The following is a 22366-nucleotide window of genomic DNA, read 5'->3' on the forward strand; positions in this document are numbered from 1 at the left end:
GTGGCGGTTAGAAGGCGATCTTCACGAGGAGTTCCAGCAGTAGCGCGCGTTCGCCAGGGCTCAGTCGAGAGAGGGTGAGGTCTTCGGATTCCTTCGTGAGGGCGTGGGCGCGGCGATAGACGTCAACCCCTTTCGGGGTAGCCGTGATGAGTCGAGAGCGCTTGTCCTTGGGGTCAGGAACCCGTCGAACGAGCCCTTCCTTCTCGAGATGATCGACGATCCCGACGACCTGACTGGGATCGAGCCCCAGGAAAAATGCCAGGTCACGCTGGGTGGGTGTGAATTCTGAGGCTGCCAAGGAGAGGACCGAGTATTGGCGCACCTTGAGGCCGAGGGGAGCGAGAAGCTCATTGGTTTTTCCTGATCCGCGGGCGGCGGCGCGGGCGAAGAGGAATTGGGCATCTGCGGCGAGCTCGGATTGGAGGAGGTGGGCGCACTCGTCGGGCATGTCGGACGGTGATGGGATCATGTGGGCTCCTTGGGGTGGGAGGCGGTACGTTCTCGTGGTTAATGGCGGCTTTCACGCTAGTACGTGATGTGCTCTGAGCTGCATTGTTGCACTAGATAGTTGACTTTTTCAACTATATGGGACATGCTCAAGTGTGTCCTACATCTCACTAGTGCATGTGGAGGGAAACTCATGAACTCAACGCACACCCCTCTCCTGAAGGAGAAGGTCATCATCGTTACCGGGGCCGGCGCAGGCCTCGGCCTGGCCTACGCGAAGGAAATCGCCCGTCAGGGAGGTCGGGTCGTCCTCAATGACGTTGATGCGGCGTCTGTGGAGAAAGCCCTGGAAGACATTCGCTCCACTCCGGGCGTGGAGGAATCGGGTGGTGGCGCAGTGGCGGCCATTGCCCCTGTGGGAGATTCTGAGACGGCCGAGTTGCTTGTTCGTACTGCCGTCGACACGTTTGGGCGGCTCGATGGTCTCGTGACGAACGCCGGGATCCTCCGGGATCGCTCGCTTCTCAAGATGAGTGATGAGGACTTCGACGCGGTCGTCCGGGTTCACCTGCGAGGAACTTTTACTTGTGTTCGCGCCGCCTATGAGTACTTCAAAGGGAACAATGTTGACGGGCGCATCGTCTGCATTGGTTCGCCTACGGGCCAGCGAGGGAACTTCGGGCAAACGAATTACGCGGCAGCGAAGGCTGGCATCGTGGGAATGGTCCGCACGTGGGCGCTGGAGATGAAGCGGGCCCGCGTCGGTGTCAATGCGGTGATTCCGGTGGCCGCGACAGCTATGACACGCACCGTCCCCTACTTCTCCAAGGCAATTGAGGCCATCGACGAAGGGCGAGAGATTCCCGGCTTCTTCCGCCATGATCTCGGATTCGGGACGGCGGAGGATGTCGCTGGTGTTATCGCTTACCTGTGTTCGTCGGAGGCTGAGGGAATCACTGGCCAGGTGATCGGGGTCGGAGGGGACAGGCTCCAGGTCTGGACTCATCCCGAACCTGTCATCGAGCAGTACCACGACGGCGGCTGGACAGCCGCAGACATGCTGAGCAGCGGCGGCGACATTATCCGCGGGAACCAGCAGAGCATTGGCGAGAAATTCCCAGAGCTGCCCGAGGGCCTGAAGCCGCGAGAGGAGAATCAATCATGAGGTATGAATGCGCCGTGGACGTCGACGCGATCGACGCCATCGATACTCATGTTCACCTGGAGGTCGATGGGTGCGGGCATAAGTCGATGCCGGAGGAATTTTTCACGGCCTCGGAAAAGTACTTCAAAGCCGAAGAGCGTACGCCCAGCATTGACACCATTGCTGAGCTCTATCGCGGCCTGAAGACGGCCGCCGTCGTCTTCACTATTGACGCCCGCACCCAGCTGGGGCACATGCCGAACTCGATTGACCATCTCGTTGAGGGCTGCGCACGGCACAATGACATTCTCATTCCCTTCGGAACCGTTGATCCGCGTACCGGCGATGCGGCGATTGTGGAGGCTCGACGCCAAGCGGAGGAGCTCGGGGTCAGAGGTTTTAAGTTTCATCCGAGTGTGCAGGGCTTTGACCCCTCAGACCGGCAGTTTTATCCCCTCTGGGAGGCGTTGGAAGAGATCGGACTTCCAATCGTATCTCATACGGGGCAAAACGGGATGGGGGCAGGTTTGCGTGGCGGCGCTGGTATCAAATTGCGCTACTCTAACCCGCTCCTGCTCGATGATGTTGCGGCGGATTTCCCTGGGCTGGACATCATCATGGCCCATCCCTCCGTGCCATGGCAGGAGGAGGCGAATTCCATCGCCGTCCACAAGCTGAATGTGTTCATTGACTTGTCGGGATGGTCGCCTAGGTATTTCCCTCAGTCTCTGGTGGGTATGGCCAACAACTTGCTCAGCGAGAAGCTGTTGTTTGGCACGGACTACCCACTCATCACGCCCGATAAATGGCTGCGAAACTTCGCTGAACTCCCAATTAAGGAGGAAGTCCGGCCCAAGATTCTCAAGGAGAACGCCGTACGGCTTCTCGGATTGGGGACGCCATGAGGCAGGATCCATCGGGTGCTGAGCTTCAGCCAGCGGATGGCTACGCGCCGTTGAGTGATGTCCTGGGACAGACGCACACGCTCACCGCAACGGAGAAAAAGCTGCTCCTCACGCTCCGTTCCGCTTTGGAGCGACACATCGTTCCGCACCTGGAATCGGCGTGGGATGAGGGAAATCTGCCCGATTCCTTCATTGAAGACTTGGAGAATCTCAATCTCATCGATCCGCCTGAGTTGAAGGAGTCTGGGGAACACGTCCGCCCATTGTTTACTGCCTTTCGGACGTTTGAGCTCGCGCGGTGCGACATCAATATCGCCACCCTCTATAACGCTCATGCCGGCCTCTTTCGTACTGCATGCCTTGAGGGCGGAGATGAGGAGCAGAGGGACTATTGGAAACCCAGGATTGACCAGCACAGCATTCGTGGTGTTTTCGCATTGACGGAACCGGATCACGGATCGGACATTGCGGGTGGCCTTGCGACGAGTGCTACCCAAGGAGCCGACGGGAGTTGGGTGATCAATGGGGCGAAGCGATGGATTGGAGGTGCGGGGACGGCAGACTATCTGTGCACCTTTGCCCGTGATACGGCGGATGGGCAGGTGAAGGCCTTCCTCGTTCCGACGTCGGCGCATGGCGTCTCGATTGAGATTCTCCCTGCAAAATCCAGCCTGAGGATCATGCAAAACGCTGAGATCCACTACCAGGATGTGTGCGTCGAGCCGGATGCTCGGCTGCGCTGCATTAATTCCTTCAAAGACGTGGCGCGGTGTCTACGACTTATGCGGTCGGATGTTGCGTGGATCGCGACGGGTGCCAGCGCCGGAGCGTATGAGGCTGCGGTGGCATATGTGCGTGAGCGGCAGCAGTTCGGCAAAAGTCTCGGGAGCTTCCAGCTCACGCAGTATAAGCTCGCCGAAATGCTCTCCCTGGTCAGTAGCAGCCTTGCTCTGTGTATGGCCGTCACCGAACGCCAAAGTCACGGCATCTATCGCGATGAGGATTCGGCTCTTCTCAAGTTGACGACAGCCCGGAATCTTCGTCGAATAGTGGCTCTCGCCAGGGAAGTGTGCGGAGGAAACGGAATCCTTCTGTCGAATGCGGTCTCTCGGTTCCATGCGGACGCGGAAGCTGTGTACTCCTATGAGGGAACTGACGACATCAATGCACTCATCGTCGGGCGCTCCATCACCGGAAAAAGCGCCTTTGTGTAAACACACTGTGAAAAGAAAGGACAATCATGTCTGACAGCTCTATCACCACCATTGACTTTTCGGATGCCCCTTCCCTGGAGGGAAAGGACCTGGGGCATTCATCGTGGATTGAGATCACCCAGGAGCGGGTGAACACTTTCGCCGATGCGACAGACGATCACCAGTGGATCCACGTTGACCCGGAGAGGGCGAAAGAGAGCCCCTTCGGCGGGCCTATTGCCCATGGCTTCCTCACGCTGTCTTTGGTGATTCCGCTCTGGACGGAGCTCCTCGAGATCACCGGAGTGAGCACCAAAGTGAACTACGGTCTGGATCGCGTTCGGTTTACCTCCCCGGTCCCTGTTGGTTCCCGTGTGCGTCTCGGCGCGCGCGTGACGGAAGTGTCGGAGGCTAAAGGCGGCGGTCTCCATATCGTCGCTGATGGTGTAATCGAGATTGAGGGGCAGGAGCGGCCGGCGGTCGTCGCGACGTTCATTACCCGCGTATACCCCTGATCCATAGCGGGGCGCATCCGTCTACTCTTGTCTCATGGCCAATTCATCGTCCGGGGAATCCGTGTTGGAGCGGGCAGCGAAAGTGCTCTCTGCTTTCACCGCAGATCACCCGGATATGAGCGCGGCGGAGGTGGCCCGCGCGACGGGGCTGAGTTCGTCCACGGCTCATCGCCTGTGTCGGCAGATGGTGGATGCTGGTCTTTTGGATCGGTTGGGCACTGGGCGTTTTGTTATCGGAGGTCGTGCCTGGGACGCCTTTCTGCAAACGAGTCCCGTGGAGCGGCTTCGGCTCCATGCTCACCCGGTCCTGGAACGGCTCCATGCTCAGCTGCGGTGTTATGTGGCCTTAGCGATTCCCGATTTTCCTCATCGCCAGATTCTCAACGTCGATTACCGGGACGAATATGGGCAGGCGAGTATTCTCGCGGCGCACGGGGAAAGGGCGGATATATTTACGACGTCGGCAGGCATCGCCTTTCTTGCCTTTGGCCCTCGGCAGTGGCTGGATGAGCTGGTGGCCGAGGGGCCGGTGCTGAAGCCCGTCTTTTTCGGGGATCCGGTGGATACCTCGCTCGTGGAGGAGCAGGTGAGAATCTGCCGTGAGCGTGGACATTCGCACATTATTGGGGGAGTGGTCGCAGAAAACACTGCTATCGCTGCGCCAGTGCGGGGCGCTCGGGGGGATGTGGTCGCTGCAATGAGCGCCACGCTTCTCACGAAGGACGCAGATCATGACGAGGTTGCAGGGGCAGTGATCGGTGCAGCGAAAGAGCTGAGCGAGCGAATATCCAACGACCGCAAGTTCACATTCTGAACGGGGGTGCGTTCAACGCACATTTCCTGGGCGGATTGTCGTCGGAACACCCCTGCATGTCCCATTGAATGGGAACTTTTCACGGTTGCTGGCGTCGGCACAATATGATCTCCGTCATATTCGCTGTGGGAACCCGCGCCGCCTCACAGGGTGGCGCCCGGGCGTTCCCACTCCAGAACGAAGGACAGGAGACTGCCACGATGAGTTCCGGACATCCCGTCAAGACGCCGAAGAAGGCCGCGCTGGCGTCCTTCCTCGGGTCCACGTTGGAGTACTACGACTTTGTTATCTACGGCTCGGCGTCGGCGCTGATTTTCAACCACCTCTTCTTCCCGCAGGGGGATAAGACGGTGGCGACGCTGGCCTCGCTTGCCTCGTTCGGGGTGGCGTATATTGCGCGGCCGATCGGCGGGCTGCTCATGAGCCACGTCGGGGACAAGGTGGGGCGCAAGACCGCCCTCATGATCACGCTCGTGGTGATGGGGCTGTCCTCCATCAGCATCGGGCTGCTGCCCACGTACGAGAGCATTGGTCTGTGGGCCACGGTGCTGCTCTTCTTCTGCCGCATTGCGCAGGGCTTTTCCGCGGGCGCCGAGTCCGCCGGCGCCTCCACGATGACGATGGAGCACTCGCCGGAGGGGCGCCGCGCCTTCTACACCTCCTCGGTGATGATGGGCTGCTCGGCGGGCAATGTGCTGGCCGGGCTCGTGTTCATGCCCTTCCTCGCCATGCCTGAGGAGCAGCTCATGAGCTGGGGCTGGCGCGTCCCGTTCCTCCTGTCCGCGCTTGTGCTCGTCGTCGCCTACTTTGTGCGCACCCACCTGGAGGAGACCCCGGTCTTCGAGTACGCGGAGGAGGCTGAGCCCGCCCAGTTCGTTCCCGCCCTTGCGGTGCTGAAGTACCAGTGGCAGGACGTGGCGAGGATCGTCGGCGTCACGCTCTTCTCCGTCGTGCAGACCACCTTCATGGTGTACGCCCTCACCTACGGCACGGAGGAGGCCGGCATCCCGCGGGCCACGATGGTGCAGGTCAACACGCTCGCCATGGCGGTCTCCCTCGCGACGATCCCCGCCGCGGCCATGGCCTCGGACCGGATCGGCCGCCGCCCCGTGCTGCTCTTCGGCGCGATTGGGTGCATCATCACCACCTACCTCTACTTCGACGCCATGAACCACCAGAACCTGGGGCTCGTCTTCCTGCTCTGCGTGATGAACCAGGGCTTCTTCTACTCCTGCTGGAACGGCGTGTGGACCGTCTACTTCCCCGAGATGTTCAGCGCGCCCGTCCGCTACACCGGGATGGCCATGGGGAACCAGGTGGGGCTCGTCTTTGTCGGCTTCGCCCCGAGCATTTCCTCCGCGCTCCTGGGCTGGGGCGGGTGGCTGGCCGTCGTCGCCTTCGTGAGCCTGAGCATCGCCTTCGCGGGCTTCCTCATCCTCACCAGCAGGGAGACGGCGTTCATCCCGCTGGAGGAGCTCGGCGCGGAGCACGATCCCACCAAGAAGGAGCTGACACCGGCATGAGGGAATTCGGATTAGCCCCGCTCTCCGCGCTGCAGTGTGCCCCCGACGCCTTCGTGCGCGCGGCGGCCCAGGCGGGCTTCGACTTCGTGGGCCTGCGCGTGCAGGCGGTCACCGAGACCGAGCCTCAGCATGACCTCCGCCCCGGAAGCCCGCTGCACCAGGCCACCCTCCGGGCCCTGGAGGAGACCGGGCTGCATGTGAAGGACACGGAATTCCTCTGCGTCACGGAGCACACGACGCCGGCGGACTGGGAGCAGGCCCTTGACACGGCGGCGAGCTTCGGCGCGCGGACCTTCACGGTCTCCGCCGGGGACCCGGAGGAGGAGCGCCTCATCGACACCCTCGGGGCCATGGCCCGCAGCGCCGCGACGAGGGGGATCGAGGTGACCGTCGAGCCCATCAGCTACCAAGCTGTGCGCACCATCCCGCAGGCCGTGCGGGTGGCGCGGGCCGCCGGCGTGAAGGTGCTGGCAGACATCCTGCACCTGGGGCGCGTCGGCGCCACGCCGGAGGAGGTGGCCTCCGCGCGGGATCTCATCCCCATGGTCCAGCTCTGCGACGCCCCCGCGCAGGCCCCCGCCACGCGGGAGGGACTCGTGGAGGAGGCGCGGGGGCTGCGGCTCGCCCCCGGCGACGGGGACCTGGAGATCCGCGGCATTCTCGACGCCCTGCCGGACATCCCGCTCAGCGTGGAAGCCCCGCACCCCCGCGGCGCGAAGGACCCGCGCGCATGGATCACGTACCTTGCCCAGCAGACGAAAGGATGGCGATGACACACTCGGCACACGCAGCGACAGAAGCCCAGGAGACGGTGGACGTGGTGGTCGTCGGCTCTGGTGCCGGAGGGCTCGCCGCGGCAGTGAGCGCCGCGGAGCGCGGTCTGCGCGTCCTGGTCCTGGAGAAAGAGGACGTGATCGGCGGGGCGACGGCCCGCTCGGGCGGCTGGGCCTGGACGCCCGGCACGTTCTTCGCGCGGGAGGATGGCGTCGTCGAGGACCCTGAGGAGTTTCGCACCTACCTCCGCGCTGTCATCGGCGAGCGCTACCAGGAGGAGAACATCGACGCCTTCCTCGAGGCGGCCCCGCGCATGGTGGACTTCTTCCATCACCACACGCGGCTGAGCTTCACGCCGGGGGCAGCGATCAAAGACATTTATGGCACGCTGCCCGGGGCGGGGACGGGGCATCGCTCCGTGGGGCCGGACCCCCTCAACGCCGCCGAGCTGCCCGAGGAGATCCGCGCGATCCTCGCGCCGCAATACTATGAGACCTCCTTCCTCGGGATGGGCATCATGGCGGGGCCCGACCTCATGGGCTTCCTCGCCGCCAGCCGGCTCAAGCCCCGCGGGCTCATCCACGCGGCGCGCCGGGTGCTGCGCCACGCGGTGGACATGCTCCGCTACCGGCGCAGCTACCAGCTGGTCAACGGGACGGCGCTGGTGGGCAGGCTTGCGTGGTCGGCCCATGATCGCGGGGTTCGCTTCCGCACGGGGGCGCCCGTGACCCAGCTCCTCCTCGATGAGAGCGGGGAGGGGAGGGTCCTTGGGGTGCGGCTCGCCGGAGGGGAGGAGATTCGGGCTCGACGCGGCGTGGTGCTGGCCACCGGGGGATTCCCCGCCAACCAGGAGCTGCGCAAGGAGCTCTTCCCCCGCACGGAGACGGGGGAGGAGCACCACACCCTCGCGCCGGACTCGGCTCGCGGCGATGGGCTCGCGATGGCACGCCAGGCGGGCGGCCAGCTCAGCGAGGGCTATAGCTCCCCGGCGGCGTGGTGCCCGGTATCGCTCGTGCCGTACCTCAACGGCAAGACAGGCGTCTTCCCGCACATCATGGACCGGGCGAAGCCGGGCAGCATCGGGGTGCTCTCGACGGGCCGGCGCTTCGTCAACGAAGCCAACGGCTACCACGACTATGTAAGCGCCATGCTGGCGTCGGCCCCCGAGGGCGAGCCCGCGCAATCCTGGCAGATCGCGGACTCCACCTTCGTGCGCCGCTACCCGCTGGGCATGGCGAAGCCCTTCCCCATCCCGCTCACCCCTTACCTGCGTAGCGGCTACCTGGTGAAGGGGCGCACGCTGCGGGAGCTTGCGGAGAAGTGCGGCATTGACCCGGAGGGGCTCGAGCAGACCGTCCGGGAATTCAACGCCAACGCCTGCCGCGGCGAGGACCCCGAGTTCGGCCGCGGCTCCACCCCCTTCAACCGCTATGGGGGCGACGCCGCCACCACCCCCAACCCCTCGCTGGCTCCCATCGAGAAGGGGCCCTTCTACGCGGTGCGGGTACTCCCCGGGAGCTTCGGCACCTTCGCGGGGATTGTTGCCGACGGCCACGCGCGCGTCCTTCACCGCGACGGGCACCCCATTCCCGGGCTGTGGACGGCGGGCAATGACCGGGCGAGCGTGATGTCCGGCTTCTACCCGGCGGGCGGAACGAACCTCGGCCCGGCGCTGACCTTTGGTTTTGTCGCTGGTCAGGACATCGCGGAGACCCCGTGACGTTCGCATAATGAACTTTTAGCCACAATGCGAACGATGCGCTAGGATATGTCGCACATCACCACCCAGACTCGAGAGGACCCAGGACACATGACAGCCCCACTCTTCGCACCGACGGATGGCGTCTTCGCCCCGCTGCACTTCCCCGAGTACCGGACCACCATCCGGCGTAACCCCAACAATGACCTCCTCGTCATCCCCGACCGCATGGGCGAGCTCACCGGCCCCGTCTTCGGTGAAGGGGACCTGGGGGACGTCGATAATGACATGACCCGCGCCAACGGGGGAGAGGCCATCGGCCAGCGCATCTTCGTCCACGGCCGCGTGCTCGGCTGGGACGGCAAGCCCGTGCCGGACACCCTCGTCGAGGCGTGGCAGGCCAATGCCGCCGGCCGCTACCGCCACAAGAATGACTCCTGGCCGGCTCCGCTCGACCCGCACTTCAACGGCGTGGCCCGCACCATCACGGATAAGGATGGGCGCTACCACTTCTACACGGTCATGCCGGGGAACTACCCTTGGGGAAACCACCACAACGCCTGGCGCCCCGCCCACATTCACTTCTCTCTCTTCGGTCGGCAATTCACCGAGCGGCTCGTCACCCAGATGTACTTCCCGAATGACCCGCTCTTCTTCCAGGACCCCATCTACAACTCCGTGCCGGAGAGGCACCGGGAGCGGATGATCGCCGTCTTCGATTACGACGAGACCCGCCCCAACTGGGCCCTGGGTTACAAGTTCGACATTGTCCTCCGGGGCCGCAACGCGACGCCCTTCGAGAAGCCCCACCACTAAGTCACACGCGGCAGTTCAGGAGAGAAGGAGAGAAAAAGCCCATGATTGACAACGGCGTCACCGGAGAATTCCGCTATCACCAATCCACCATCCTCGACCAGGATGAGGCCGAGCCCGGCATCACGCCGAGCCAGACCGTTGGGCCCTATGTGCACATCGGGCTCACCCGTGAGGGCTCCGAGATCATGGTGGACAGCACCCACCCCGAGGCCATCGAGGTCACCGTGTCCGTCACCGATGGGGCGGGGGAGCCCATCGCCGATGCGATGGTGGAGATCTGGCAGCCCAACCCGGAGGGAACGTACAACTCCCCGCTCGACCCCGAGTGCGCCGCCCCGAGCGCCGAGGGCTTCCGTGGCCTCGGCCGCGGCATGGTCAACGAGCAGGGCGAAGTCACCTTCACCACGCTGACCCCGGGCCCTCGCAATGGGGAGGCCGCGCACTTCAAGGTGGGCGTGTTCGCCCGCGGGATGCTCGAGCGCCTCTACACCCGCATGTACCTCGCCGATGAGTCCGCCACCGACCCGGTCCTCCAGGTGGTCCCGGAGGATCGGCGCCACCTGCTCATCGCCACCCCTGTGGAGGGCGGGTACCGCTTCGATATCCAGGTCCAGCACGAGGACCCCACCCAGGAGACCCCCTTCTTCAGCACCGAGGGCGCGTGATCGGCGATGAGTAGGTCTCTTTATGCCGACCTCGCGGGCGGGGACACCCGCGTCCACGAGCACCTCAGCGATGAGGCCTTCCTCCGCGGCATCCTCCGCTTCGAGGCCGCCCTCGCGGAGGCCGCCGGCAGCCTCGGCGTGGTGAGCGCGGAGAGCGCCCGCCACGCGGTGGAGGTCATTGCCGGCTTTGAGCTTGACTGCGCAGAGGTCTCGACGGCCGCCGCGGCGGGAGCCAACCCGGCGATTCCCCTGGCCAAGGAGCTGAAAGCGGCAGCCGGGGCGGAGAGCGCAGGCATTCACACCGGCGCGACCAGCCAGGATGCCATCGATTCCTCCCTCATGCTCGCTCTCAGCGCGGCGAGCTCCCGGCTGTGCGAGGACCTTCTCCACCCCACCCTCGAGCTTCTCCGCGCCCTCGCCGAGGAACACCGGGAGACCCCCATGATGGGCCGGACCCTCGGCCAGCAGGCCACCCCCACCACCTTCGGGCTCTGCGCCGCGCTGTGGTGGCAGCAGCTCCACGCAGCCGAAGCAGAGATCGCCGCGCTCCGCTTCCCCGTCCAATACGCCGGGGCCACCGGCACGCTCGCGGCGGTGTACCCCCACGGGATCGAGCTCCACGCGGAGCTGGCCCGGCGGCTGGGGTTGGCGTCGAGCCCCCTTGTCTGGCACACGGATCGCAGCGCGATCCTGCGCATCGGGGCGGCCTATGCGCAGGTGGCGGGGGCTGTGGCGAAGATCGCGACGGACATCATCCGCCTCTGCGCCACCGAGGTCGCAGAGCTCAGCGAGCCCAGCCCCGGCGGCTCCTCCGCCATGCCGCACAAGGCGAACCCGGCGGCCTCCGTCGCGGCGCGCGGCTATGCGCTGCGCGCGCCGGGGCTTCTCAGCACGCTGGCGCTCACCCTGGGTGGAGCGCACCAGCGGGCCGAGGGCGAATGGCATGCCGAATGGCAGACCCTCCGCGAGCTCGCTGCCTGCACCGCCTCCGCGCTGGCGCGCTGCCACGCGGCACTCGATGGGCTCGTCGTCCACGCGGAGCAGATGGCCACGAACCGCCGCACGAGCCCCGCCGGCGAGCAGTCCACCGGGCACGCCGCCGACATCGTCACCGTCATCCTAGGAGAAAACTCATGAGCGACCGCTACGAACAAGGCATGAAGAACCGGCGCGCCGTCCTGGGAGACGCGCACGTCGACCGCGCCCTTGCCAACCAAACCCCCATCACCGAGCCCTTCCAAGACTTCATTACCCGCACCGCCTGGGGAGACATCTGGGACCGCGAGGGCCTCGACCACACGCAGCGCCGGCTGCTCACCATCGCCATCCTCACCGCCGTGGGCAACGACGGGGAGCTCGACATGCACCTGCGCGCCGCCCTGCGCGCCGGGGTGGAGCCGGAGCTCCTCGGGGAGGTCCTCCTCCACACCGCCATCTACGCGGGCGTGCCCAACTCCAACCACGGTTTTAAGCTGCTCAACCAGGCCGTTCAGGACGCGGAGGAGGCCGGCAATGGCTAAGCACCTCCCTCACGGCACTCACACGCCGGTGCTCATCATCGGGGCGGGGCCCGCCGGGCTCACGCTCTCCCACCTCCTGCACCAGGCGGGGGTGGACTCCATCGTGGTGGAGCGCCGCTCGCGCGCCGACGTGGAATCGACGATCCGCGCCGGGATCCTCGAGCCCGCCACGCTGGAGCTCATGCGCCGCACCGGGGTGGGGGAGCGCGTCGACGCCGAAGGCATCCCCGAGCGCGGCATCGAGATCAGCGTGAACAACCAGCGCACCCGCATCGACCTCGAGGGGCTCACCGGGAAGACCGCCGCGATCTACCCCCAGCACGAGTACGTGAAAGACTTCATCGCCCGGCGCCTCGCCGACGGCGGCACCCTGCTCTTCGAGCACACGGTGACGGCCGTCGAGGGCGAGGTGGTGAGCGTGGAGACGTCGTCGGGAGAACACCTCAGCATCCGGGCGGATCATGTGGTGGCCGCCGACGGCTCCGCCTCCCCGTGGCGCGCCCAGGTCGCGGGCCTGCGCGCCCGGCACGAGTACCCCTATGCGTGGTTCGGCCTCATGGTGGAGGCCCCGCCGACGCACCGGGAGCTCATTTATGCCACGCACCCGGAGGGCTTCGCGCTCATCTCCAAGCGCAGCGACACCCTCCAGCGCTACTACCTGCAGTGTTCCCCGGAGGACTCCCCGGAGGACTGGTCGGAGGATCGCATCTGGGAGCAGCTGCACCGCCGGGCGGACTCCGAGGGGATCACGGTCTCCGAGGGGCGCATCACGGAGCGCGCCGTTCTCCGCTTCCGCAGCGCCGTCACCGAGCCGATGCAGCGGGGCAACCTCTACCTCGCCGGCGATGCCGCCCACACCGTCCCGCCCACCGGGGCGAAGGGGCTCAACCTCGCCGTCGCGGATGTGCAGGTCCTCGCGCCGGGGCTCGTGCGCGCGGTGCAGACGGGCGAGCGCGACCTCCTGGATAAGTACACCGAGCTCGCCCTGCCGCACGTGTGGCGAGCCCAGCAATTCAGCTGGTGGATGTCCTCCCTCCTGCACGCCGCGGAGGGGGAGAGCCCCTTCTCCGCTCGACGGCGGGTGGCGCAGCTCCACTCGGTGCTCGAGTCGGAGGCGGGACGCCGATTCCTCGCGGAGCAATACGTGGGCACCCGGGCGCAGGAGGTCTAGGAGATGACTCGTTCCACTCGCACCATCACCATCCTGTGTTGGCTTGCCGCGTTGCTCGATGGCTTTGACCTCGTCGTGCTGGGGACCGTCCTCCCGCACATGCTGGAGGATCCGTCCTGGCACTTGAGCGGTGCCGACGCCACCCAGGTCACCACCTCGGGACTCGTGGGGATGACCATTGGGGCCATCACCATCGGCGCGATCACCGACCGCTGGGGGAGGCGTCGAGTCCTCATCACCGCGGTGTTCCTCTTCTCCCTGTTCACGCTGCCGTTGGCGCTGCACCCCGGGGTGGGGTGGTTCATCGCGCTGCGCTTCCTCGCGGGCCTGGGGCTGGGCGGCGCGCTGCCGATCGGCATGGCGCTGGTCACCGAGTTCCGCGGCGGGGCCCGGGCGGGTTCTGCCTCGACGACGCTCATGACGGGCTATCACGTGGGCGCGGTGCTCACGGCGGTGCTTGCGCTTTACCTCATCGCGCACTTCGGGTGGGCCTCGATGTTCCTCATCGGCGGGGTGGCCGGCCTCCTGCTGGTGCCCTTCCTCGTGTGGCGCCTCCCGGAATCCCCGCACTACCTGCTCAATCAGGGGCGGACGGAGGAGGCGCATCGCATCGCGGAGCAGTGGGGGCTCAGCCTCCACGATGAGTTCGACGAGCGGGAGAAGGCCGCCCACGCGGACGCCGAGTCGGGCTCCGTCCGAACGCTGCTCTCCCCGCGCTACCGCCGCAACACGCTGGCGATTTGGGGCACCTCCTTCATGGGGCTGCTCCTGGTCTACGGGCTCAACACGTGGTTGCCGCAGATCATGCGCGCAGCTGACTACCCCATGGGGGACTCGCTGGGATTCCTCCTCGTCCTCAACGTCGGGGCGGTGGTGGGCCTCCTCCTTGCGGGAGCGCTCGCGGATCGGGTGACCCCGCGCCTCGCGGCGCTGCTGTGGTTTGTGGCCTCGGCGGTGTTCCTGGCGCTCCTCGCGGTGAAGATGCCGATGCTCATCCTTTACCTCGCGGTCTTCATCACCGGCGTCTTCGTCTTCAGCTCCCAGGTACTCATCTACGCCTTCACAGCCGCGAATCACCCCTCGACGGTCCGCGCCACGGCGATGGGACTCTCGGCGGGCGTGGGCCGCCTGGGCGCTATCTGCGGTCCGATTCTCGCCGGGACTCTCGCCGGCGCCGGCCACGCCTACCCGTGGGGCTTCTTCGCCTTCGCGGCGGTGGGCGCCCTCGGCGCACTCATCTTCGCTACCTCGCGCACCCTCAGGACAACGACGACCGTCCTCGCCGCGCAGCCGGCCTAGGGGCGGACTGACCACGGACTCACAAGGAGGTTTCTTATGCACACAGCGATCGCGACGGTCTGCCTCTCCGGCACGCTGGCGGAGAAACTGCGCTCCGCAGCGGATGCCGGCTTCGATGGGGTGGAGATCTTCGAGCAAGACCTCACCGTCTCCCCGCATTCCCCCGAGCAGATCCGGGAGCGGGCGGAGTCCCTGGGCCTCAGCATTGACCTCTTCCAGCCCTTCCGGGACTTCGACGCCACCGACGAGCAGCTCTTTCAGTGCAACCTCCGCCGCCTCGAGGCGAAGTTCCAGCTCATGCGCCGTCTGGGCTGCCGCATGATCCTCCTGTGCTCGAATGTCTCGGAGAGCGCCGTTCGCGACGACGACGCCCTGGCGCGCCAGCTGCGCGCCGCCGGCGACCTGGCCGAACGCTATGACATGCTCATCGCCTACGAGGCCCTCGCCTGGGGCACCTACGTGAACCGCTTCCGGCACTCCTACGACATCGTGATGAAGGCCAAGCACCCGCGGGTCGGCATCTGCCTCGACAGCTTCCACATCCTCTCCCGAGGAGATGACCCCGCGGGCATCCGGGACCTCGACCCAGAGCGCATCTTCTTCGTCCAGCTCGCCGACGCCCCGCACCGCGACATGAACCTCCTGGAGTGGTCCCGCCACGACCGCGTCTTCCCCGGCGAGGGGGAGCTGGACCTCCCGGGCTTCGTCTCCGCGCTCAGTGAGTATCGCGGCCCGGTCTCCCTGGAGATCTTCAACGATTCCTTCCGTGAGGCCGACGTCACCCGCACCGCGATCGACGGGCTGCGCTCACTCACCTGGGTCGCAGACCAGGCGGGGCGGGAGCCCCTCCCCCCGGCCCCGCGCGTGGCGAGCTATGACTTCATCGAGGTGCACACCGGCTCCCTCGGCGAGGTGACGAAAATCCTCCATCACCTGGGCTTTCGTCTCGGCGGCTATCACCGTCGGAAAACTGATGTGCAGGTGTGGAGCGCAGGGTCGGTGACGATCGTCATCCGGGACCTGGGGCCCACGGGGGAGCCGACGCGCCTCCACGCGCTGGGAATCAGCGTGGATGATCCGGGCTCAGCCTGCCGGCGGGCGGAGGAGCTCCAGGCGCAGCGGGTGGAGCGCTCCGAGGAAGAGGGGGAGCTGCACCTGCCGGCCGTCGAGGCCCCCGATGGCACGGAGATGTACTTCTGCCCGCCGGGGCAGGAGTGGCTCCGGGAGTTCCACGCGCAGCCGGGGGAGGGGGAGTCATTCATTACCGGCGTGGATCATGTGACGCTCGCGCAGCCCTGGCACCGTCTCGATGAGGCGCGGCTCTTCTTCACCTCGGTGCTGGGGCTCAAGGCGCACCCGGTGGAGCAGGTGCCCACCCCGGCAGGCCTGGTGACCAGCCAGGCCATGCGCGGGGGCCTGCGCTTGGCGCTCAACGTGGCGCCGGAGGCCTCGGAGCAGGGGGATTTCCTCGCCGCCTCCTATCCCGAGCACCTCACCCTCGCGACGAACGATGCCCTCGCCGCAGCGCAGAGCTGCGTCGACCGGGGGCTGCGCATCCTCGACATCCCGGATAACTACTACGACGACCTCGCCGCCCGGGTCGACCTTCCCGAGGCGACCCTCGCCGAGCTGCGCCGCCTCAACGTTCTTTACGACGCCGATGAGAACGGCGAATATTTCCACTTTTATACCGAGACATTGGGCACGCCGGGGAAGCTCTATATCGAGGTAGCGGAGCGACGCGGCGGCTATGAGGGATATGGCTGGGCGGACGCCGCCGTTCGCCTTGCTGCGCAGTATCGGGTGCTTCGCGATTCCACCCGGGGAATCCCCTCCTAAAAACAGAAAGGAACGAGCGTGACTGACCACCACATGAGCTATCTTTTGGGCCTTATTGGGAATGATATTGCCCTCTCTCGGACCCCGCGGATGCACGAGGCCGAGGGTTGGGCCCAGGGGTTCCCGATCATCTATCGCCGGATCGACACCCTGCACACCGAGCGCAGCCTGGAGGATCTCCTCTCCTTCGCGCGGGAGCTCGGCTTCCAGGGGCTCAACATTACGCACCCACACAAGCAGGCGATTCTCCCCCTCCTCGATGAGGTGGATCCCCGCGCCCAGGCGCTCGGCGCGGTGAATACCGTCGTCATCCGGGAGGGGCGCACCTACGGGCACAACACGGACGTCACCGGCTATGGGCGCAGCCTGCCGGCCGGGATCGCCGGGCGCGAGGTGGTGCAGATCGGCGCGGGCGGCGCAGGGAATGCCGTCGCTTATGCGCTGGTGGATGCGGGTGTGAGCAGGCTCTTCATCGCGGATCTCGACGAGGCCCGCGCGCTCGCCCTCGCGGAGAACATCAACCGTGCGACCGGCACGGACGCGGTGCGGGGAATCGCTCTGGACGGGGCGGAGGAGCGCATTGCCTCGGCCTTCGGCGTGGTCAATGCCACCCCGATGGGCATGCCCGCGCACCCGGGCACGAGCTTCGACACGTCCTGCCTGAGCCCCCGGCACTGGGTGAGCGACGTCGTGTACATGCCCATCGAGACGCAGCTGCTTCGGGAGGCTCGGGAGCTCGGCTGCTCCACCCTCGATGGGACGGGCATGGCGGTGGGGCAGGCCGTCGACGCCTTCCGCCTCTTCACCGGCCGCGAAGCAGATGAGGCGAGGATGCGGGAGGCTTTTCTCCGGCAAGGTGACTAAGCCTCAGTCCGATCTTTGGCCCCGGATAGCGCAGCTCATCCGGGGCATTCTTTGTGGCTTTATTGAGTGGAAAAACAGCATAGAGTGTGCGCGAAATAGTGCTTGTTCCTCGGTGTGAGGGGCGGCACAGTGGGATATAGACATTCTCACCCACGACAGAAGGAGAATTCCATGTCCCTCTTTGCCGTCCAGTATTTCTACGCCGGGGACCCCGACGCCATGGCCGAGGTGCGCCCCACCCACGTCGAGTTCCTCCGCAGCCTCCACGAGTCCGGCGCCCTGCGGGTCTCCGGCCCCGCCGATGGCGGCACCTCCGCCCTGCTTATCTTCCAGGCGGAGTCCAAGGAGGAACTGGAAAAGACCCTCAATGAGGATCCGTTCTGGACCGCCGGATTCATCGGCGAGCGCCCCATCCGCGAATGGAACCCCTTCTTCGGGTCCATCAACTAAGGCGGTCCCCATGAAAGCGTTGAGGACAGTGAGCGCCCGCACCATGGAGATCGTGGACATTCCCGCGCCCGAGGTGCTTCCCGGCGAGGTGCTCGTCGACATCCACACCGTCACCCTCTGCGGGACGGACATCCACATCTGGGAGGACCACTACGCCACCGAGCTTCCCATCATCCAGGGCCACGAAATCTCCGCGACCATCGCCCAGGCGGAGCCGGGGGCCGTCGATGCGGAGGGCGTTCCCCTCGCGGTGGGGGACCCCGTGGTCATCCACCCTCTTCTGCCGTGCGGCGTGTGCCCGCCGTGCCGGCAGGGCCGGGAAAACGCGTGCACGCAGCTCTCTGTCCTCGGCTGTTATACCGACGGCGGCTTCGTGGAGCAGCTCGCCCTCCCCGCGAACCGGGTGCTGCGCGTGCCGGAGGGGCTTGACCTCCGGACGGCGGCGCTCGTCGAGCCGGTGTCCATCGCCTACCACGCGGTGCGCCGGGCCCGACCGCAGGAGGGGGAGCGGGCCGTGGTCTTCGGCTGCGGGGCGATTGGCCTCATCGCGATCCGCGCGCTCAAGGACCGGGGCTGCGAGGTGCTGGCGATCGACACGGTGCCGGCCAGGACCATCACCGCGCGGCGCTGCGGCGCCGACGAAACGGTGGTGGTGGGCCCGGAGCGTCCCGCGCGCGAGGCCATCGCCGAGTGGGCGGAGCCCTGGGGCCCGGAGATCATCGTCGAGGCCACGGGCGTTCCCCAGTGCCTGGAGGACGCGGTGCATGCCATCGCGTGCACCGGGCGGATCGTGTGCGTGGGGATCTCCGAGCGCCCCGCCCAGATCCCGCTGCGCAGCCTCCCCACGAAGGAGATCGAGATCCTCGGCTCGCGCAATTGCCAAGGCGGGCTGGGGGAGCCGCTGCGCTTCGTCGCCCGTTACCGCGATCTTCTCCGCGAGCTCATCACCCACGAGGTCGGCCTTCCCGGCGTGTCCGCCGCCCTCCAGCTCATGGCTGACCGCGCGGTGGGCGTCGGCAAGATCGCCGTCGACGTCCGCAGCAGCCTCGCCACACCCCTGCGCGTCGCGCTCGACGACGCCCCGACCGAGGAGGACCTCTATGCTGCTCTCTGATCTCTCCGCCCTTCCCGACGAGTACCGCGACGTCGATGTCCTGGTCATGGGCTCCGGCGCGGCGGGGACCGTCGCCGCCACCCGGGCGGCCGCCGGAGGGCAGCGCGTCCTCCTCGTGGAGAAGGCCGCGCGCCTGGGAGGGACGACGGCTGCCGGTGGCGGCGTCTTCTGGGTGCCCAACAACCGCCTCATGCGTGAAGCGGGCTGGGAGGACTCGGACGAGGCCGCCACTGAGTACCTCCGCTCCGTCACGGAGGGCCACATGAGCAGCGAAGAGATCGCCTGGTACCTCGCCACGGGGCAGCGGGCGGTGGAGTGGCTGAGCAGCGCCACTCGCGTGAATGTGCGGCCACTGGGTCGCCCGGACTATCACGGTTCCGCCCAGGGCTCGCGCACCGGCCGCGGCCTGGACAATGCGCCCTTCGACCCCTCGCCGTGGGAGGGGCTCGCCGAGGCGCTGCGACCGCCGACCTACTTCCCGCTCATCTCGATGGAGGAGCGCGACGCCCTCGGCGGGGCTGCCCCGGACCCCGATCTCCTCGCCGAGCGGGCGGCCCAGGGGATCCGCACGATGGGAGGGGCACTCGCGGGATCGCTGCTGGCCTCGGCTATCGAGGCGGGCGTACCCATCGTGCGCCGCGCCCCGGTGCGGGCGCTCGCCCGCGCGGCGGATGGGCGGTGGGACGTCGAGCTCGGTGAAGAGCAGCAGGTTACTGTGCGCGCGACGGACGTCGTCATCGCCTCGGGCGGCTTCGAATGGAACGAGCACCTGCGGAGAACCCTCCTGGCCTTTGACGTGCGGCCGATCTCCGCGCCCTCCAATGAGGGTGACGGCTTCTACCTGGCCACCGCAGCCGGCGCGGACGTGGCCGACTCCAAGGCGATCTGGGGCGTGCCCGTCATCTGCCCGCCGGACTTCCGCTATGACGGCGTGCCCGGCGGGCGCATGGGCAACGTCGAGATGACCCTGCCCGGCTCCGTGACCGTCAACAGTCGCGGCCGCCGCTTTATCAACGAGGCCCTCAACTACCACGACCTCACCCGGGTGTTCGGAAACGTGGATCCCGTGACACGAACCTGGGCGAACCTCCCGGCATGGCTCATCATGGATCGCACCTACATTGAGCGCTATCCCGTGGCGGGTTCGACGCCCGGAGAGCCGCCGGAGTGGATGGCCAGTGCCCCGACCCTGCGGAAACTCGCCGAGCGCATCGGGGTGGACCCCGATGGGTTGGAGAACACCGTGACGGCCTTCAACGAGAACGCGCGGCGCGGGGAGGACCCAGAATTCCACCGCGGCGCCAGCGAGGAAGACCGACACCTGGGCGACCCGACAGTAGGACCCAACCCCTGCTTGGCCCCGCTGGAGCGAGGGCCCTTCTACGCCGTGGAAGTCCATCCCGGCGTGCTGGGCACCGCCGGCGGAATTCGGGTCAACCGCGAAGGCCAGGTCATTGGCCGGGGAGGCGAGCCGATTGCTGGTTTGTGGGCGGCGGGGAACTGCTCAGCCACGGCATTCCACGGCGCCTATCCGGGTGGGGGAGCGACGTTGGGATCGGCGATCGTGCGCGGCTTCGCCGTGGGGGAAGCCCTGGCCAGCCAATAATTATTGCACTCCGCCGAGGGGAATATGCACCGCGTGGATAGCCAAGGCCGCGGGCTTTGGCTACTTTAAGCGGAAAGTAGTTTTCACCCCAGGAGGTTGCCATGGTGGCGACACGGTACGGCAAGTCAGTGGCTGCGATTATCACGATTGGTTCGCTAGGTCTTGGGGTAGCGGTGAATGCTGATGAACTCCATGGACGTTGGGTAATGGGTAGGATCCTTGAGACGTATCACCGCCTTGGCGGCCATGCGTTCTTTGGGGATGCTATAACTGACGAGCTGGATGCTGCACGGGGTGGCAAGTATCAGCACTTTGAAAGAGATACCTCGATCTTTTGGCACCCGCAGGTTGCAGAGGGGGTCGCACATCAAGTGGGTGGGTTGATCCGGGGAAAGTGGTCACAATACTCTTGGGAGAGGGGACACCTGGGCTACCCCCTGACCGACGAACAGCCGACACGGAAGCCTGGACGATTCAACCATTTTGAAGGGGGATCGGTGTACTGGAAATCCCAGGATCCCCAGGCGCATGTGATCCAGGGGAACATCCGAGATATGTGGGCAAGTCAAGATTGGGAAATGGGATCTTTAGGTTTCCCCATGACGGATGAACAGACTACGCCCAACGTCTTTGGGAAATATAACCACTTTGAAGGCGGATCCATTTATTGGAGTCCGGGGACTAATGCTCATATTGTGAAGGGGGCTATTAGGAATTACTGGTCAAAACTGGGTTGGGAAAACAGTCGATTTGGATTCCCTACTTCAAACGAGTATCCTGCCCACCTCAATGCAATCCAGCAAGATTTTGAAAATCAAAAATTGCAGTGGGTGCCATTCCGAAGTGAATTGTTGCCGCTGTACGAAGAGGGTGACGGCTCATATGTAAAGAATTATACGCTCATTGAAAAGTCGGAAAGGTGGACGGCGGAGGCGATTGCGCAAGAGATCATTACACATTTTAACCGGTATTTTACTTTCAGCGGCTGTCCCGACAAGATAGCGGTCGGTCAAGAGTGTGAGCTGAATGCTACCGATCTAGTAAATTCTCCTGTAAAATTTGTTAAAGCTCCTGTGCGGGTCACTAACATTTCTTCCACTGGATTTAGCCTATTGTCACTGGAGGGGCATCCAGGAGGCGCCGGTAGGACAATCACGTTCAATTTCGGTACCATTTTAAAAAATGGGAAGCCCTATATTTCTCTAGATATTTGCGCATGGGGGCCAACCGGAGGGGCATCTAAGCTCGGGCCTATTAATTCTGCCGTGGTGGCGGGCATGTCATGGCTGATATTTAAAGAAAACATCATGCGCAGGATAGTGGGCTCGGACACGACGTATATAACCAGAGATAAGGATAGTGGCGAGAGGAGTAGTGCCCTGCGGGATGGAGATGATATTGTGTTCTCAGACGAAGCTGGTCCAGAAATTTCTGAAAAAGCTCGGGAGTTGGATTATGTTCCACTTTTCCCAGTTGGTACTCCGGAGGAGGAAATTAGGGACGCCATAATAAATGGAAACCTTCCCGCAACGGGATATCAGTTGAATGAATGATCGACGGTAGCGTCCGCGGCACGCCGCGATCTGCACTAAAAGGGATAGGTTAAGAGATGGAGAATTGCAAATGCTTCTGAAAGCCCTGCTAGAGGGGATGGCTATTGGAATGTTTGTGCAGGCTATATCGGTATTGCCTGCCCTCATTCTGTATTCCATGAAATATCGCCCATTTTACTACTATCTTGCAAAGATTAGCGTTTATGTTATTTCTTTGATGGTGTTGGGTCTATGCCTTCTGCGCGCATGGGAAATTATGTACATATTCGCATTGATTGGAGCGCTTCTAGCTGTGCTGTCAGGGCTATTTCTTCGGTGGCTTTCCCTGGAACGGGTGATTGAATGAGTACGAGTCTGAACATATTAGTTAGTGTCGCAGGAGCGATTTGTGGTTTTGTTAGTGTTGTACTGGTTCGAAGGTTTATTAATATAGCTTGGGAAGATAGACCAGCTGT

Annotated in this window: 22 protein-coding genes; 21 read left to right on the top strand and 1 reads right to left on the bottom strand. The window is 64.9% G+C overall.

Annotated features, from left to right (window positions below; translation table 11 throughout):
- Positions 1–7: 7 nt before the first annotated feature.
- Complete coding sequence (locus L1O03_RS09910) at positions 8–469, bottom strand: MarR family winged helix-turn-helix transcriptional regulator (protein ID WP_236119616.1); 462 nt, start codon at positions 467–469, stop codon at positions 8–10.
- Between the two features lie 171 nt (positions 470–640).
- On the opposite strand from L1O03_RS09910, the gene L1O03_RS09915 reads away from it, so the two are divergent.
- The 21 genes from L1O03_RS09915 to L1O03_RS10015 all read left to right on the top strand — a co-directional run bounded on the left by L1O03_RS09915 (position 641) and on the right by L1O03_RS10015 (position 22257).
- Entirely contained in the window at positions 641–1612 is a 972-nt protein-coding gene (locus L1O03_RS09915) for an SDR family NAD(P)-dependent oxidoreductase (RefSeq protein ID WP_236119617.1), read from the top strand.
- Positions 1609–2496, top strand: coding sequence for an amidohydrolase family protein (locus L1O03_RS09920; RefSeq protein ID WP_236119618.1), 888 nt, complete (start codon positions 1609–1611; stop codon positions 2494–2496). Before L1O03_RS09915 ends, L1O03_RS09920 begins: the two co-directional genes overlap by 4 nt.
- Positions 2493–3710 (top strand): acyl-CoA dehydrogenase family protein, encoded by a 1218-nt coding sequence (locus tag L1O03_RS09925; RefSeq protein WP_236119619.1) that lies wholly within the window; start codon positions 2493–2495, stop codon positions 3708–3710. The genes L1O03_RS09920 and L1O03_RS09925 overlap by 4 nt, the downstream gene beginning before the upstream one ends.
- 26 nt (positions 3711–3736) lie before the next feature.
- Entirely contained in the window at positions 3737–4204 is a 468-nt protein-coding gene (locus L1O03_RS09930; RefSeq protein ID WP_236119620.1) for a MaoC family dehydratase, read from the top strand.
- Between the two features lie 34 nt (positions 4205–4238).
- Positions 4239–5018, top strand: a complete 780-nt coding sequence (locus tag L1O03_RS09935) for an IclR family transcriptional regulator (RefSeq protein ID WP_236119621.1) — start codon at positions 4239–4241, stop codon at positions 5016–5018.
- Positions 5019–5218: 200 nt separating this feature from the next.
- On the top strand, positions 5219–6541 hold the full coding sequence (locus L1O03_RS09940; protein ID WP_236119622.1) for an MFS transporter: 1323 nt from the start codon (positions 5219–5221) through the stop codon (positions 6539–6541).
- Positions 6538–7314 carry a sugar phosphate isomerase/epimerase family protein gene (locus L1O03_RS09945; RefSeq protein ID WP_236119623.1) on the top strand — a complete coding sequence of 259 codons (777 nt, stop codon included), beginning with the start codon at positions 6538–6540 and terminating at the stop codon, positions 7312–7314. Before L1O03_RS09940 ends, L1O03_RS09945 begins: the two co-directional genes overlap by 4 nt.
- Positions 7305–9035, top strand: coding sequence for an FAD-dependent oxidoreductase (locus L1O03_RS09950; protein ID WP_236119766.1), 1731 nt, complete (start codon positions 7305–7307; stop codon positions 9033–9035). The genes L1O03_RS09945 and L1O03_RS09950 overlap by 10 nt, the downstream gene beginning before the upstream one ends.
- A 90-nt stretch (positions 9036–9125) precedes the next feature.
- On the top strand, positions 9126–9830 hold the full coding sequence (gene pcaH, locus L1O03_RS09955) for a protocatechuate 3,4-dioxygenase subunit beta (protein WP_236119624.1): 705 nt from the start codon (positions 9126–9128) through the stop codon (positions 9828–9830).
- Positions 9831–9871: 41 nt separating this feature from the next.
- Positions 9872–10495 carry a protocatechuate 3,4-dioxygenase subunit alpha gene (pcaG, locus tag L1O03_RS09960; RefSeq protein WP_236119625.1) on the top strand — a complete coding sequence of 208 codons (624 nt, stop codon included), beginning with the start codon at positions 9872–9874 and terminating at the stop codon, positions 10493–10495.
- Between the two features lie 6 nt (positions 10496–10501).
- Positions 10502–11632, top strand: a complete 1131-nt coding sequence (locus tag L1O03_RS09965) for a lyase family protein (RefSeq protein ID WP_236119626.1) — start codon at positions 10502–10504, stop codon at positions 11630–11632.
- On the top strand, positions 11629–12015 hold the full coding sequence (gene pcaC / locus L1O03_RS09970; protein ID WP_236119627.1) for a 4-carboxymuconolactone decarboxylase: 387 nt from the start codon (positions 11629–11631) through the stop codon (positions 12013–12015). The genes L1O03_RS09965 and pcaC overlap by 4 nt, the downstream gene beginning before the upstream one ends.
- The gene (locus tag L1O03_RS09975) at positions 12008–13186 is read left to right on the top strand and encodes a 4-hydroxybenzoate 3-monooxygenase (RefSeq protein ID WP_236119628.1); all 1179 of its coding nucleotides are present in this window, start codon (positions 12008–12010) and stop codon (positions 13184–13186) included. The genes pcaC and L1O03_RS09975 overlap by 8 nt, the downstream gene beginning before the upstream one ends.
- A 3-nt stretch (positions 13187–13189) precedes the next feature.
- Positions 13190–14485, top strand: a complete 1296-nt coding sequence (locus L1O03_RS09980) for an MFS transporter (protein ID WP_236119629.1) — start codon at positions 13190–13192, stop codon at positions 14483–14485.
- A gap of 36 nt (positions 14486–14521) precedes the next feature.
- Positions 14522–16324 (top strand): bifunctional sugar phosphate isomerase/epimerase/4-hydroxyphenylpyruvate dioxygenase family protein, encoded by a 1803-nt coding sequence (locus L1O03_RS09985; protein ID WP_236119630.1) that lies wholly within the window; start codon positions 14522–14524, stop codon positions 16322–16324.
- Positions 16325–16357: 33 nt separating this feature from the next.
- Positions 16358–17188, top strand: coding sequence for a shikimate dehydrogenase (locus tag L1O03_RS09990; protein WP_236119768.1), 831 nt, complete (start codon positions 16358–16360; stop codon positions 17186–17188).
- 171 nt (positions 17189–17359) lie between these two features.
- Positions 17360–17638 carry a YciI family protein gene (locus L1O03_RS09995; protein ID WP_236119631.1) on the top strand — a complete coding sequence of 93 codons (279 nt, stop codon included), beginning with the start codon at positions 17360–17362 and terminating at the stop codon, positions 17636–17638.
- A 10-nt stretch (positions 17639–17648) separates the two neighbouring features.
- Positions 17649–18752, top strand: coding sequence for an alcohol dehydrogenase catalytic domain-containing protein (locus L1O03_RS10000; RefSeq protein WP_236119632.1), 1104 nt, complete (start codon positions 17649–17651; stop codon positions 18750–18752).
- Positions 18739–20358, top strand: coding sequence for an FAD-dependent oxidoreductase (locus L1O03_RS10005; RefSeq protein ID WP_236119633.1), 1620 nt, complete (start codon positions 18739–18741; stop codon positions 20356–20358). The genes L1O03_RS10000 and L1O03_RS10005 overlap by 14 nt, the downstream gene beginning before the upstream one ends.
- A gap of 101 nt (positions 20359–20459) precedes the next feature.
- Positions 20460–21911, top strand: coding sequence for an LGFP repeat-containing protein (locus L1O03_RS10010; RefSeq protein ID WP_236119634.1), 1452 nt, complete (start codon positions 20460–20462; stop codon positions 21909–21911).
- 70 nt (positions 21912–21981) lie between these two features.
- Positions 21982–22257 (top strand): hypothetical protein, encoded by a 276-nt coding sequence (locus L1O03_RS10015; RefSeq protein WP_236119635.1) that lies wholly within the window; start codon positions 21982–21984, stop codon positions 22255–22257.
- Positions 22258–22366 lie beyond the last annotated feature (109 nt).

It is taken from the genome of Corynebacterium uropygiale, assembly GCF_021568315.1.
Classification (GTDB): domain Bacteria; phylum Actinomycetota; class Actinomycetes; order Mycobacteriales; family Mycobacteriaceae; genus Corynebacterium; species Corynebacterium uropygiale.

Excerpts from the sequence above, each read along its gene's own strand:
- L1O03_RS09925 (WP_236119619.1), top strand. The coding sequence starts at position 2,493 with ATGAGGCAGGATCCATCGGGTGCTGAGCTTCAGCCAGCGGATGGCTAC.
- L1O03_RS10000 (WP_236119632.1), top strand. The coding sequence starts at position 17,649 with ATGAAAGCGTTGAGGACAGTGAGCGCCCGCACCATGGAGATCGTGGAC.
- L1O03_RS09985 (WP_236119630.1), top strand. The coding sequence starts at position 14,522 with ATGCACACAGCGATCGCGACGGTCTGCCTCTCCGGCACGCTGGCGGAG.
- L1O03_RS09990 (WP_236119768.1), top strand. The coding sequence starts at position 16,358 with ATGAGCTATCTTTTGGGCCTTATTGGGAATGATATTGCCCTCTCTCGG.
- L1O03_RS09975 (WP_236119628.1), top strand. The coding sequence starts at position 12,008 with ATGGCTAAGCACCTCCCTCACGGCACTCACACGCCGGTGCTCATCATC.
- L1O03_RS09965 (WP_236119626.1), top strand. The coding sequence starts at position 10,502 with ATGAGTAGGTCTCTTTATGCCGACCTCGCGGGCGGGGACACCCGCGTC.
- pcaC (WP_236119627.1), top strand. The coding sequence starts at position 11,629 with ATGAGCGACCGCTACGAACAAGGCATGAAGAACCGGCGCGCCGTCCTG.
- L1O03_RS09940 (WP_236119622.1), top strand. The coding sequence starts at position 5,219 with ATGAGTTCCGGACATCCCGTCAAGACGCCGAAGAAGGCCGCGCTGGCG.
- L1O03_RS09980 (WP_236119629.1), top strand. The coding sequence starts at position 13,190 with ATGACTCGTTCCACTCGCACCATCACCATCCTGTGTTGGCTTGCCGCG.
- L1O03_RS09950 (WP_236119766.1), top strand. The coding sequence starts at position 7,305 with ATGGCGATGACACACTCGGCACACGCAGCGACAGAAGCCCAGGAGACG.
- L1O03_RS09920 (WP_236119618.1), top strand. The coding sequence starts at position 1,609 with ATGAGGTATGAATGCGCCGTGGACGTCGACGCGATCGACGCCATCGAT.
- L1O03_RS10005 (WP_236119633.1), top strand. The coding sequence starts at position 18,739 with ATGCTGCTCTCTGATCTCTCCGCCCTTCCCGACGAGTACCGCGACGTC.
- L1O03_RS10015 (WP_236119635.1), top strand. The coding sequence starts at position 21,982 with ATGCTTCTGAAAGCCCTGCTAGAGGGGATGGCTATTGGAATGTTTGTG.
- pcaH (WP_236119624.1), top strand. The coding sequence starts at position 9,126 with ATGACAGCCCCACTCTTCGCACCGACGGATGGCGTCTTCGCCCCGCTG.
- L1O03_RS10010 (WP_236119634.1), top strand. The coding sequence starts at position 20,460 with ATGGTGGCGACACGGTACGGCAAGTCAGTGGCTGCGATTATCACGATT.
- L1O03_RS09915 (WP_236119617.1), top strand. The coding sequence starts at position 641 with ATGAACTCAACGCACACCCCTCTCCTGAAGGAGAAGGTCATCATCGTT.
- L1O03_RS09945 (WP_236119623.1), top strand. The coding sequence starts at position 6,538 with ATGAGGGAATTCGGATTAGCCCCGCTCTCCGCGCTGCAGTGTGCCCCC.
- L1O03_RS09995 (WP_236119631.1), top strand. The coding sequence starts at position 17,360 with ATGTCCCTCTTTGCCGTCCAGTATTTCTACGCCGGGGACCCCGACGCC.
- L1O03_RS09930 (WP_236119620.1), top strand. The coding sequence starts at position 3,737 with ATGTCTGACAGCTCTATCACCACCATTGACTTTTCGGATGCCCCTTCC.
- pcaG (WP_236119625.1), top strand. The coding sequence starts at position 9,872 with ATGATTGACAACGGCGTCACCGGAGAATTCCGCTATCACCAATCCACC.
- L1O03_RS09935 (WP_236119621.1), top strand. The coding sequence starts at position 4,239 with ATGGCCAATTCATCGTCCGGGGAATCCGTGTTGGAGCGGGCAGCGAAA.
- L1O03_RS09910 (WP_236119616.1), bottom strand. The coding sequence starts at position 469 with ATGATCCCATCACCGTCCGACATGCCCGACGAGTGCGCCCACCTCCTC.